The sequence below is a fragment of the Secundilactobacillus angelensis genome, from assembly GCF_012641075.1.
Lineage (GTDB): Bacteria > Bacillota > Bacilli > Lactobacillales > Lactobacillaceae > Secundilactobacillus > Secundilactobacillus angelensis.
On the sequence record NZ_JAAXLJ010000011.1, the window covers coordinates 33440 to 46241 of the forward strand.

Below are 12802 nucleotides of genomic sequence, written 5' to 3' on the forward strand. Positions count from 1 at the left end.
GCGAGAACTCCTTTTGATTTGTTATAAAACTTTATAAGCTGCTAATAGTGACATGGTATTGATTTTGCTTAAGTGGGATTTTAAATCATTTAGCTGTTTTTTTGACATTTCATGAGTAATAATGACAACTCGTGCTGTTTGATCATCATTTTTAGTTTGAACGATTTGACTAAAACTGGCGCCAATCTGAGTCATGATTTGGGTAAATTGCAGCATCTGACCAGGAGCATCCAGCATTTTAAGCGATAAGTAGTAGGGATAAATCACGTTGTTGGGGTCAACCTTGCCAACCTTACTTTGATAATTATTGAAGCCGTTACCGGTGGTCCCCAAGACGATGTTTTTAGTGACTGAAACAATGTCACTTAACACGCTATTGGCAGTTGGTAGACCACCAGCACCAGGGCCGTAAAAGAGGGTCTCACCAACGGCTTCACCAGTGACCATGACGGCGTTGTTTTCGTTATTGATGGTTGCTAGCGGATGATCTTGTGGTACCAATACTGGCCCGACTTCGGTAAAGACGCCATCATCGATTCGGCGCGAAATTCCCAGCAGCTTGATCGTGTAACCAAAAGCGTCTGCTTGCTGAACGTCCTCTTGTTGAATAGTCGAAATACCTTCAACGGACATATTGGATAACTTAATATGGGTCCCATAAGAAAATTGGCTTAAGATCACCATCTTGTAGGCAGCATCGATGCCTTCTACATCGTTGGTCGGGTCAGATTCCGCGAAGCCCAGTTCCTGAGCCTTCATCAACGCTTGATCGTAAGACCAGTGGTTCCGTTGCATTTGAGTCAAAATGAAGTTCGTCGTACCGTTTACGATACCCTTAACTTCCGTAATGTAGTCCGCGGCGAAACTGGTCACAATTGTTCTTAAAATTGGGATCCCCCCAGCAACGCTTGCTTCGTACATCAGATCACAGTGATTTTGTTTGGCAATCGTGGCTAGGTCTTCTCCAGCTGAGGCGATTAAATCCTTATTAGCCGTCACCACGTGTTTCTTGGCGTTCAATAATGCCGTGATAACTTCCTTGGCCGGATGAACGCCACCCATGACTTCCACCACAATTTTGATTTCCGGATCGTTGATAATCTTGTCAATGTCGTCAGTCACGGTGACACCGGCAGGTACTTCGTTTTGGTGTTTAGCAACGTTTTTTACCACAACGGTTTTAATGCTGAGATTTCGACCGGTAATATTTTGTACCTTATCGGAATTTTCAGTCACCATTTTAAGGACACTGCTGCCGACAGTTCCCAGGCCAACCAGCCCAATTTTAATTTCATCCATGTGTTTGCCTCTCCTCGTCCAATTCTATACTTGCCAGTATAGCAAATAATATGAGAAGTTTGTGAAAATTAAAGATAAATTCTCATGAAAAAGCGCAAAAACTCACCCAGGTCAATAACCATAGGTGAGTAAGTGGCGTACTTGATTAGAAAATTTGTGAAAAAGCCTTACCAATACCGGCAAATAGTCGGCTAAACCAGTTAGTACCACTGGTATTGCCCTGGTTGCTTGTTATTGGTTTAGAGACGGCTGTTGCTGCCGTACCATTCTGGTTCGTGGTACTTGGCAACCCTGTGTGATTAAAACTGGTTGTGGTCACTGCAGCGCCCTTTTTAACGGGGAGTTGGTTGACAATTAATTGATTTGACACAGTAATTTTAGACGGATCCTGACCCATGCGGTACCATACTCGGGTCTGTTTCTCAGCGGGGTTCACCGTAACTTTGCGTCCTTCCAAATGATAGGTTTTCGGTGATTCAGTGACCGATTTGCTGCGTACCGTTTTATCTAGATGCGTAATTAAACCATTCATTGCAGAGAAAGTACTCTGGCCACCAATGATCGTTGCAATGAGCTCGCGGCCGTTGCGCCAGTAAGTGACTGTTAAACACAGGCCAGCGCTTTCGGTATAACCGGTTTTCAGGCCTGTTAAGTGATTACTTGCCCGGTAGTAATAACCAGGCTTCAATAGAGAGTTGGTGTTAACCAGGGTTTGATTAGCCAACTTATACGTGGCTTTATTACTCCATTGATTAATCTGCGGATATGCCTTGATCAGATGTTGAGCAACTATACTAATCGCCTTTGCGCTGACCATATTTTGTGCTTTGTCAGGGGTCCCTGACAGTTGGTAGCCGTAGTGTTTGAGATCAGTGTTATCTAGCCCGGAACTGCTGACAAAATTCGCATCAATTCCCCAATCCTTGGCCTGATTATTCATCATGGCAATAAATTTGGCGTTATCACCATGGGCTACCACTTTACCTAGGGCAATGGCAGCTGAATTAGATGAAGCGATTAACGCAGCGCGATAAAGGTCCTTGACAGTATACTGGTTAGAACGCTTAATTTTAAATGACCCTAGGGCATAGCTTTTACTCATTTTAATCAGTTGTTTATCTACTGGGACTTTATCGTTCCAGTTGAGCTGGTGATGTTTGATAGCTTGAGTAGTTAAGTACAGCGTCATCATCTTAGATAGGCTGGCAATGGGCAACTGCTTATCTGCATGATTTTCATATAGTGTTTGGCCACTCTTAGCGTCCATCACATAAGCCGATTTGACCTTCGTATAGTTGGACATTCGGGTGTCTTTTTTACTTTTTGCAAAAGCTGGGTTAGCTGGTGCAAATACCAATAGCGCACAAATAAGTGTGATCAGGAAATTTGAAGCACGCCTTTTTTTATAAGTATTTAAGATTACAGTTACACCTCCATACACAAAACTGAGATTAGTATAGCAGAAAATGACCCTGGAAAGAGTCAAAGAAAGAGTTAAATTGTGGCTGAGACAGTTATAGTCGATTATCCGACCTGAAATATTTATTTCGTATCATTATTATAAATTAAAAATTATTAATCAGAATACTCACAAAAAACGACCGTCATTGGGCGGTCGCTTCTGGGAATATTCTAGTAAACCGTAAATAAAGCGGTAAATAGAATATAGATTGGTTATTAGGTTATTTGGTATGCAGTAACTATAATCCCAAATAAGTTGATTTTCAACTATTTTGGAGCGAATTTTGTCTTAAATAGACACCATAATTATTGATTATAAGTATAAATTTATTTTAGCCATTTATAATATATAATGTAACCTGATTTCCTTAATACTGTCTTCTATACAAATTAATGCTATAATTTTCTCTATGAAATATGAGGGGGCAGATTCTTAAGTGAAAGTAAGACCGATGAAGTCAGGAGACCGGCAAGCGGTGGCAACAATTTATTTGCGTGACCGACAACTGGATTTTCCATGGGTGGCTAAACCAGACATTGCCGACTTTGATCGCGATTCGCGTGGTGAGAGGGTACTTGTAGCTGAAATTGATGGTCAAATCGCAGGCTTCGCTAGCCTGATGCGAGTCATGGATTTCATCCACCTGCTGTTCGTGGCGCCCGCATTTCAACATCAAGGTGTTGGTCATGCGTTGATTGAGGCAATGCGGCAAGAAGCTGTGGGGACCTTAACGTTAAAGTGTGTGATTAGGAATGAAGAGGCCTTGAAGTTTTATGCCCACGAAGGGTTTGCTATTAAGCGAGAAGATAGGTTTGCCGTGCCAGCGAATTACACGCTAGTTGATACATTAAACTAAAAGTAATCAAAAATAGAGATAGCGGTTGATTCCTCATTGGGAACCAACCGCTATTTTGGTTTTTGATTAACGTTACAGTTGCTTGGGAGCTGCCGGTTCAAAGTTGCGGTAACCACCGTCATGTTGATAATGGTGACGATGATGGCCGTGACCACGACCATGCGGATGACCACTTTGAAGCTGTAGTTCTAACTGCTTGGTTTTTTCGCGTTCGATTTGGAGCTTCTTCTTATAGATGTTAGTTTTTACATGACCATGAATCAACAGTGCTAACGGAATCATTTGAATTGCTAACCCAGCCGGAATTAGCCAAGGATTTTCCTTTACAAATTCGGCCCGCTGGTTGGCGAGTTTTGCGAAATCAACAGTAACCGTTTTCTTTGCCATAAAAACCACACTCCTTTCTCCTTATCATACCGTAAAGTGTATCGAATTGCAGTGAGTAACACTGAAAAATTTAGCCGCGGTACTGCATGGCCAGTTGGCGATAATAATTAAGTGATTGCGGGTCAAGGCGAAGCTTTTCGCTGAGCTGTTGATCAGTTAGGCGAGGGTGTTGTAGTAGGAAGTCCAGAATTGCACTTTGGTAAAGGCGAGTTGGCGTTAAAGAGAACCCTAATAATTTTTCATCAGGTTTCAAATACTTGTGCAGTCCGGCAGCTGTTAGGTGAGGGTCACCATCAAGGCGCTGTTTTAAAAAGAGGTCCCGACTGTGCTGACGTTCTTGTAAAGGTTCAATGAACCGTTGATATTCCTGCCAAAAAGCCTGCTCGTGAGTTTTGAAGTTCTGGATGTCCAATTGCTGATTAAAGCCTGGTGTCAAAAACTCCGAGATAGTGTAAAAGTGGCTAGACAGCAGCAGTGTCAGGCGAGTATAAACTGCCAGTTGCTGATTAGCCAAAATACTTGGCATGAGATGCAGCCATTTAGTAGTGGGCGCTTTTAAATCATCGTGTGATTTACCTTTTAGTGTCAGTGTTGGGTAGTGGGTAATCAGGTCGTGAGTAAAGAGGTACTTAAAGTAGATGTTGATGTGTGACAGCATCTTATTGTAAGTGCCGTTGGTTACTTGGCGTTGGTTGACCAGCATTGCTAGGTACTGCTCGACATCACGATCCAGCAGTGTAGCGACACGATGGTCAGCTTGATATCCTACGTTAAAATTGCTGAGAAAGCTAAATAAGTCAGTGAGAACAGAACGATATTCGACAATGGTAGGCTGGGCTAGTTCTTGTCGATGAAGGTAAGCTTCAAATACTTCTTGGTACGGATAAGCGTTGGTGTGTCCCATGGTCCAGCCTCCTTGAATTTACTTTAAATTGATTATACGAAAAAACCCGTGGGATAGCGAGTAGACTGCTATCATACGGGTTTTGTGTTATAAGATCCTGAAGCTAGTTTGTTTCAACAAAGACGACGTTAGTTTTATCCATATCGACATCACGAGTAGCGTGATAGCCGCTAAGGTGCAACTTAGTCGCCTTATTAGTTCCCTTGGTTGTGTCTTTGATCGTGACGGTTTGAGTCATATCAATACCCGACAACTTACCAGAAAGCTTAATTAGGGTTTGGTTTTGTTTGTTTGTGGTGAAAGTGTACTTTACAGTACCTTCCTTGTTCAAAGCCTTGGCGTTTTTAGCTGCACTATATGATTTGTAAAATTTATCGACATTGTACATGGTTGCCTTACCAGAACTTTTATCAAACGCGATTGCTTCAAGACCAGAATTGCTCTTGTGATTGATCTTTCCTGCCAAGTACCAGAATCCGTCCCCTGATAAAATGGTTGACTTGACGTCTGTGTGCTTGGTAGTTGCGGGTTCGTTTTTAAAACTAGCTTGCTCGTTGGATTTATTATTAGAAGATTTACTGCCGCACGCGGTTAAAAAGATGGCTAAAACTGCGACGAGACTCAGTAACATGACCTTTGTTCGGGATGTTTTCATTACTAATCACCTCATTATTATGTGAATCGAGTATAGCAGTGGAAGGAGTGGTAACGCAAGTATTTGAGGCAGAGTTAAGAATTTCCAAAGAAAATAAGACGATACCACCGGATCCTAAAACCCCGTTAACAAATATTCAAGGATATAACACAGGCAAAGTTTCCCATTTTTTTAAAAAAATTAGCAAAAACTGAGAAACATAACTTAAATTACATATTGTATAATGTGGGCATGGAATGGGGATAACATTCGTAAGCGTGATAATATGGTTAATCACGTTAATTATTTGGCAATCGTTATGGGGAATTTATTTGAAATGAAGGGAAGGATCTTTAATGAGTCATTGTATTGATTTAACAGATCAGCGATTTGGCCGGCTTAAAGTAGAAAAGCGGGCAAAAATAGTCGCGCGGAATGGAAATGTTTGCTGGCAATGTCTTTGTGATTGCGGTAATCGGGTAGTTGTTGAAGGCTATGCACTGCGAAAGGGAATCACTCGTAGCTGCGGATGCCTAAGACGTGAAGTTTCCCGAAAAAATGCCCGTCATAACGAGAGTTTCATCAATGCGCAAGGGGGCGCACTCGTAAATAAAAATGGCATTGGCTATTCATCATTGATTAAGTCTAAGCGTAATCGGACGGGCGTTATTGGCGTGTCATTTGATAAGAAATCAGGCACTTATATTGCCCGATTAATGTATCATGGAAGGTACGTTTTAAACCAAGCCACCCGTTCCTTTGATGAAGCTGTTGAATTGCGCCATAAAGCAGAGCAAGAGTACTTTAATGCTAAAAAAGTGAGTGACTAACTTAACGCTCATCGTATCGATCAATGATGCGATGAGCTTTTTTGGGGGCTGGAACGAACATACGTTCAATGATAAACTATAATCATTAGATATTGAGGGGGAAATAAGATGCCAAGACGGCGACGAACACGCAGGAATGATTCATTTTTTACTTGGCTAGTCATCGCTGTGGCGATCATCGCGGGGATTTCAGCCACGGGAACTGGGAATCGTTCCAATTCGGATTCCGTTGGTTCTGACAGCAGTTCCACAACGCTACAGAAAAAAGCGAGTTCAGTGATTCAATCCTTTAAGGGGAATGAGAATAATCGTCCAGATACCAAACCTCACGCTGATGGGCAAACTCAGGCAAATAGCACAACGCAATTAGCAGAATTAACTTATCAGGGACAACAGGTCGTCAAAGTTAATCATGGCGTGCCGACGTTTACCAAAGCTGACTTAAGCACGGCTAAAGGACCGTGGCAGGTCTATCATAATTTAGATCAGTACAACCGGGTCACTGGAGCTGATGCGTTATTAGCAAAGTCGTTGATGCCTCGTTCTCAGCGTGAGCCGTTATATGTGGACCCCACTGGCTGGCATAATAAACGGTTTACTTATCAGGGGAAGACAGACTGGCTTTATAATCGAAGCCACTTGATTGGTTATCAGTTTACCGGGCAGAACAATAACCCTAAGAATTTGATGACCGGGACACGATCCCTGAATTCACCTGGAATGGAAGACTATGAAACCGAAGTTGCTACCTACCTGAAGCTAAGCCCGACAAATTACGTGAGGTATCGGGTTACGCCCGTGTTCCGCGGTAATGAACTGCTGGCAAGAGGCGTTCAAATGCAGGCGCAATCGATAGGCAACAATGCCATTAGATTTAATATCTACATTTTTAACGTTCAGCCCGGAGCTAAGATTGACTATTCAACTGGACGCTCAGTGGTCACGCATGCTAATTAGAGTGGTTTTTTTCACAAAATAATTAAAAAAGTTTTAAGATTTTATTGAGCAAAGAACCCCTTTTGTCTTATTATAGATACGTATGTTTTTAAAAGTGTCTTAATTTTTGGGGGGAACAACGTGAAAAGGTTAATTTTAGGGGTGATGAGTTTTGTGGTGTGCATGATTTTGGGACAATCTCTTGTCGCAAACGCCTCGGTTAAGGTATACCATCAACGCTCTACTGCGTTGATCAATCATCCATCCAGTCTACGAGGACTTAATAATTCAAAAGTTAAATACGTCAAAGTACCAAGAAGATATACCCATATGCGTAAGTCTCATGATAGCAATAAGATAAAGGCGATTCATGGTAACAAGGTCACTTTCAAGACCCGCTTTTTGCTTCCAGACCCAGGTAAGGGCCACCAACACTGGGGTAATCCGCAATCTATCGCGGTTTCTAAGAGTGGTTATATGTATATTGTTTATTGCCCAAAGAACGCCCGAAATAAGGGTCGAATCGTTCGCTATGATATGAAGCGGCTCAGTCAAATAGGGGTGACGAAGGACCCTAAATTACTGCAGTCAGTTTACGTCAAACATAACGGTAAATATTCGGCTAAACAAAAAGACATTCAGCGAGCTATTAAAGCTGGTGGTATTTTTGATACAGGTCATGGGCAGTCGCTGGCTTATAATTTAAAGAGTCATGCGTTATATATGTGGCGGGATGACAAGACTAAGTCAGGTGCGCCTGCATCCACTAGTGGCTATATCGAGCATATTAGCACTAAGACATTGAAGCCAGATCGGGCAATTAGTTTCCACCTAGTGTCACATGGCTTTATTCATGGTGGTAACGTTTTAGCCTTTGATAAGTACGGCAATGCCTATTTTTGGAGCAACCCTGGTAACGGCGTCAATTTGTATAAGGGTAAAATTTCTAAACATCACGTAATTTTTAGAAGAACGGATCAAATTTTCCGGCATCTGCCTGGGACACACGTTCAAAGTATGGGCTATAATCCGAAGCGTGGTCGACTTTACTTAGTTGCTGATGATTCTGTCGCCAGTTTTCCCGCGAAACGACTAAAGGGTCACGGCTCTTTAACGAATCATTCGTTCAATTGGTCAGAACTGTCCCCGAAGCGAGAAACTGAAGGGCTCACTTTCGATGGCAGCGGTCATGGGTACCTTTTAACTAATCACAGTCCGGAAGTGTTACTTTCAACGACGGTTTATTAACGATAAGAAATTGTGGCACACGTTTATATTGATAAAAGTTTCGTCTGTTTCTTGACTAAAATGCAACTCAGATTCCTGTCATTTAAACCTCAAAATGCGTATGCCGACAAAGTTCGACATACGCATTTTGGGGTTTAAATTATGGAATCTACCGGGTTGTGTCGCGCGCTCTAGATTGAATTTAACGACGGTTATTATAGCGATAGATACCATACAGGACAATGGCGAGTAAGAAGCCATAACCAATCACCGGGTTCTCACGGAATAACCAGTGAAAGATTCGAATAGTACCAAGGCCGTGAATACCATAAATTGCGGGAACAATTGTAGTAAACATGTGAAACTTCCTTTCTCGAAGCTAGCAATATTGCGTGTGCTATAATTCTTTTCATAGTAGCACAATTAGAATGCTAAGAGGGAGAATCTATGCAGATTACCATGACAATGGTTGGTGAGGGCGTTTATCTCATCAACATTATTTTAGCAATTATCATTATCTTTAGGCAACGACGAGATATTGTCGCGATTTGGGCTTGGTTGCTGGTGCTCTTTTTATTACCAGTAATTGGCTTCTTGATCTATGCCTTTCTTGGTCGCCAATTGCCTAAAAATAAACTGTTTAAAGTTAAAAGTGACGTTCAACTGCAACTGGATGAACTATTAGCTAAACAACGGCAGGAGCTTGGTACTGAAGACTTACCAGCAGATTTAGTCTCTAATTCGGTCAAGTCATTGGTCACAATGTTTCAGACAGCCAATCATGCTTTTTTAGCTCGGAAAAATCGAGTTCGAATCATTGCGGATGGGCAACAGCTATTTCACGAAATGATTGAAGATATTGAGCGGGCAAAAAGTAGTGTTCATATTGAATTTTACGCCTTCAAAAACGATCAAATCGGCAAGGAAATTCGCGATCTGTTAGTCCGAAAGGCATTAGCTGGCGTTGAAGTTCGCGTCATCTATGACCCGTTTGGTTCGCTGGGTGCGTTTCGTTCATTCTTTAGGCCACTGCTAAAAGCCGGTGGTTACGCGGAACCATTCTTGGCTCGTTCTGCCATTACCGATTTTCGATTGAACTTCCGTGATCACCGTAAGATTGTGGTGTTGGATGGAAAAGTCGGTTACGTTGGTGGCTTTAACATTGGTGATCAATACTTGAGCCGGAGTAAAAAGTTTGGCTATTGGCGCGATACTCATTTACGCGTGACGGGCTCTGCAGTTTTTGGTTTGCAGGGGAGATTTATCCTAGATTGGAATGCCACGGCCTCAGAAGGGTTATTACCAACAAGTCACATTGAGCCGCGCTATTTCCCACTGACTCACGTGAAGGGTGATACCAACATGCAGATCGTCAGTAGTGGACCTGATTCGGACTTGCAACAAATTAAAATGGGTTATATTCGGTTAATTCAGTCTGCCAAACGGCGAGTCTGGATTCAAAGCCCGTATCTGATCCCAGATGATAGTGTGATGGATGCCATTCGAATTGCTGTCATGGCAGGCGTTGATGTGCGAATTATGATTCCACAAATGCCAGATCACCCGTTTGTTTACCGTGCGACTCAGTACTATGCGCATGAGTTAGCGAAAGATGGCGTTAAAATTTACTACTATGAACGCGGATTTATGCATTCTAAGACAATGGTAGTGGATGATCGTTTGGCCTCTGTTGGTTCAGCAAATATGGATTATCGCAGTTTTAAGCTGAATTTTGAGGTGAACGCCTTTTTATACGATGAGAAGCTGGCAGCCCAACTGGCTAAACTGTTCGAAGAAGATCAGCGAGTTAGTCGCTTGGTGACGGCTGAGGACTTTAACAATCAATCACGATATCTGCTGTTTAAGCAGAGTTTTTGCCGGTTATTGTCCCCAATTTTATAGCGAAATTTTAAGGCAATCGACAAGTCATATTTCTTGTAATCGGTTACAAAATTAGGTATTATAATGTTGGAAGGTTAGATAAGACCAATTAGTTTTGAAAGTAGTATCGTTGCTGTGAAGCAACAAAGGCTCGGTATTTAGTGATACTAGACCAATCGAGCTGAGAGTAGAATCAAATGGGTAATAGGCTGTTTCCTTGTTAGGCTGCTAAGATGAGAATTGAGGCATCGAATAACAGGAGATGGAATCGGTATTCGATGGAAACCCTCGAGCCGACAAGAGTACGAATCCCAACGGTTAAGATCCAAGATTTACCATTTGTTGGTCGATAACCTTCTACAGGTACGAAAGGGTCGTGAAGTTTGCGACCGGTTTAGATACAGGAGCCGTTTCCCTGATAACGATTGTTGGGGAGATGGCTTTTTTGTGTAGAGTGTGAGCGCAAGCGGTTAGATAGCGGAGTGTAAAGGGCCTTCATCATAAATCCATGGGCCTGGGATTTGTGATGAAGGCCCTTTACATGCAGCTGTCTGCTTGCGTGAACACGTTTTGGCAAAGTAGAAGTAAGAATCATGGGCCTGGGATTTACGCTGGGGCGGCTTTACATGCAGTTGTCTGCTTGCGTGAACACGTTTTGGCAAAATAAAAGAGGGCACGAATTGACATGGCTACTAGTCTGATATATTATCGGAATAAGTCATAATATAAAGAAGGAATAAACATGTTAACTGAGAAATTTCACGACGTTTTAAACCACGAAGGTGTCGTTTCCGTTGTTACCTGGACACCAGATGAACCACACATTACAAACACTTGGAATTCGTATCTCACCGTGACTGACGATGAACGAATTCTAATTCCAGCAGCTGGCTTTACTCATGCTGAAAAAGATTTGGCACAAAATGACCAGGTTTTGTTCACGGTCGGCGCAAGAGAAGTTGAAGGACGCGATGGTTATCAAGGCACCGGTTTTCGGTTAACAGGGACGGCTCGGTTTGTTGATGAAGGTCAAGAATTCGATGACGTCAAAGGAAAGTATCCATTTATTCGTAAAGTTCTAGAAATTACTCCGAGTTCAGCTAAACAGCTGCTTTAATAGGACTTTAAAATCATAAATAAGGGCTCACACTGAATTTCGGTGTGAGCCCTTAAGTTTAGTTATTGACTAGTTTCCATTTTATCAACACGCTGCCCCAAATTTCATGAGGGCGAATATGCTCATAGTTAACCTCCGATTACTGAAACTGGATCGACCTTTAAGACGGTTCTGACAGGGATCAGGCTACCAATCAATGCCATAATCAATATTCCCAGGCCGACCGCTGTCAACATTGGAATATCAAAGGCCATTGGGACTTGAGCTGGAATAATAAAGCCAGTGATGACCGTTAGAACGGTTCCAATAATCAGGCCACTGAAGACCAGTAATAATGATTGGCTGATTGTTGCGCTGACGAGTACTCGACTTGGAATGCCTTGAGCACGCAGGACAGCGTAATTTGGTAATTTTTGCATGGTGAGAATGTAGAGAAAGACCGCAATGATGATCAGTGAAATGATCATTAAGAAACTGATCATGAGCACGAAGGTTAAAATTTGTGCCTGATAACCGGGTAATTTATTGATAATTTGTTGCCGAGTGTAGGTTTTAGTTCCTGATTGAGTAGATTGGTACTGGCTATTTTTCGAGGCCACTACGCTGCTGATTGGTCCCATTGCGATACCGCGAAGTGCACGCCATGTGCCGAGCTGACCGTAAAGTACTGGGGTGACATTTAACTTAGCGTTTTTAGTGAAACCCACGATTTTAAATTTGGTTTTATCGTCCGCTATTTTGAACTTATCGCCGAGTGTGTAGTCTTTTAGCTTTAATGAGTCGTCTGCGACAACTTCATGGGGATGTTTAACCCAGCGACCAGATTCAAGTTTAATGTTTTTGGCGATGAATTGATCGGCTTTTAGTCCCACAAAGAAGGCTGATTGCTGCTTATGTCCCTTGGCCTCGGCTACGACAGGTGTTTCACCTAAATAGGCTTCGTTCTTGGTCAGTGTGCCAGCCTGCTTTTTGGTTAAAAACGATTGCCGCATATCAACATTAGCAGTGGAATTCAGCGTCATTTTTTCGACACCCCAGGAATTGATGGCGTCGGTATTTTCTCGAGCCAATCCGATAGCGAGACTTGTCAGAATAAAAATCAGATAACTGATGAGCACAATCATGACAATAATCAGACCCGATCGAAACTTTTCTTTTTTGATTTCTTTTAATGCTAGAAACATCTGCTGAATCCCCTTAATGTATAGCTACAGTTATTATGATGTAACCATAAAGCAATTGGTACCTAAGCGCAACTGGGAGACTTTT

Annotated in this window: 13 protein-coding genes; 6 read left to right on the forward strand and 7 right to left on the reverse strand. The window is 42.3% G+C overall.

The window, feature by feature from the left end; all coding sequences use genetic code 11:
* Positions 1-21 precede the first annotated feature (21 nt).
* Together HC026_RS07360 and HC026_RS07365 are read right to left on the reverse strand one after the other, a co-directional pair.
* Positions 22-1299, reverse strand: coding sequence for a homoserine dehydrogenase (locus HC026_RS07360; RefSeq protein WP_168925349.1), 1278 nt, complete (start codon positions 1297-1299; stop codon positions 22-24).
* Positions 1300-1444: 145 nt separating this feature from the next.
* Positions 1445-2602, reverse strand: coding sequence for a D-alanyl-D-alanine carboxypeptidase family protein (locus tag HC026_RS07365; protein WP_168925350.1), 1158 nt, complete (start codon positions 2600-2602; stop codon positions 1445-1447).
* Between the two features lie 595 nt (positions 2603-3197).
* Between HC026_RS07365 and HC026_RS07370 the strand changes: the two genes are divergently transcribed.
* Positions 3198-3617: a GNAT family N-acetyltransferase gene (locus tag HC026_RS07370; protein ID WP_240891051.1), complete on the forward strand. Its 420-nt coding sequence runs from the start codon at positions 3198-3200 to the stop codon at positions 3615-3617.
* 72 nt (positions 3618-3689) lie between these two features.
* On the opposite strand, the gene HC026_RS07375 is transcribed toward HC026_RS07370, so the two are convergent.
* From HC026_RS07375 to HC026_RS07385, 3 genes are all read right to left on the reverse strand, one after another.
* A complete protein-coding gene (locus tag HC026_RS07375; protein WP_168925351.1) occupies positions 3690-4004 on the reverse strand; it encodes a hypothetical protein in 315 nt (104 codons plus the stop codon).
* 70 nt (positions 4005-4074) lie between these two features.
* Complete coding sequence (locus tag HC026_RS07380; RefSeq protein WP_168925352.1) at positions 4075-4908, reverse strand: winged helix-turn-helix domain-containing protein; 834 nt, start codon at positions 4906-4908, stop codon at positions 4075-4077.
* Positions 4909-5011: 103 nt separating this feature from the next.
* Positions 5012-5563: a hypothetical protein gene (locus HC026_RS07385; protein WP_168925353.1), complete on the reverse strand. Its 552-nt coding sequence runs from the start codon at positions 5561-5563 to the stop codon at positions 5012-5014.
* 335 nt (positions 5564-5898) lie between these two features.
* Between HC026_RS07385 and HC026_RS07390 the strand changes: the two genes are divergently transcribed.
* The 3 genes from HC026_RS07390 (at position 5899) to HC026_RS07400 (ending at position 8556) form a co-directional block, all read left to right on the forward strand.
* Positions 5899-6372: a hypothetical protein gene (locus HC026_RS07390; protein WP_168925354.1), complete on the forward strand. Its 474-nt coding sequence runs from the start codon at positions 5899-5901 to the stop codon at positions 6370-6372.
* A gap of 108 nt (positions 6373-6480) precedes the next feature.
* Positions 6481-7329 carry a DNA/RNA non-specific endonuclease gene (locus HC026_RS07395; RefSeq protein WP_168925355.1) on the forward strand — a complete coding sequence of 283 codons (849 nt, stop codon included), beginning with the start codon at positions 6481-6483 and terminating at the stop codon, positions 7327-7329.
* A 120-nt stretch (positions 7330-7449) separates the two neighbouring features.
* Positions 7450-8556, forward strand: a complete 1107-nt coding sequence (locus tag HC026_RS07400) for a hypothetical protein (protein WP_240891049.1) — start codon at positions 7450-7452, stop codon at positions 8554-8556.
* Positions 8557-8737: 181 nt separating this feature from the next.
* On the opposite strand, the gene HC026_RS07405 is transcribed toward HC026_RS07400, so the two are convergent.
* On the reverse strand, positions 8738-8893 hold the full coding sequence (locus HC026_RS07405) for a hypothetical protein (protein WP_168925356.1): 156 nt from the start codon (positions 8891-8893) through the stop codon (positions 8738-8740).
* A gap of 89 nt (positions 8894-8982) precedes the next feature.
* On the opposite strand from HC026_RS07405, the gene cls reads away from it, so the two are divergent.
* Entirely contained in the window at positions 8983-10437 is a 1455-nt protein-coding gene (cls, locus tag HC026_RS07410; protein ID WP_168925357.1) for a cardiolipin synthase, read from the forward strand.
* Between the two features lie 721 nt (positions 10438-11158).
* Positions 11159-11533, forward strand: a complete 375-nt coding sequence (locus HC026_RS07415) for a pyridoxamine 5'-phosphate oxidase family protein (protein WP_168925358.1) — start codon at positions 11159-11161, stop codon at positions 11531-11533.
* A 128-nt stretch (positions 11534-11661) separates the two neighbouring features.
* Here HC026_RS07415 and HC026_RS07420 read toward each other — a convergent pair whose 3' ends face one another.
* Positions 11662-12717, reverse strand: coding sequence for an ABC transporter permease (locus HC026_RS07420; protein ID WP_168925359.1), 1056 nt, complete (start codon positions 12715-12717; stop codon positions 11662-11664).
* Positions 12718-12802 lie beyond the last annotated feature (85 nt).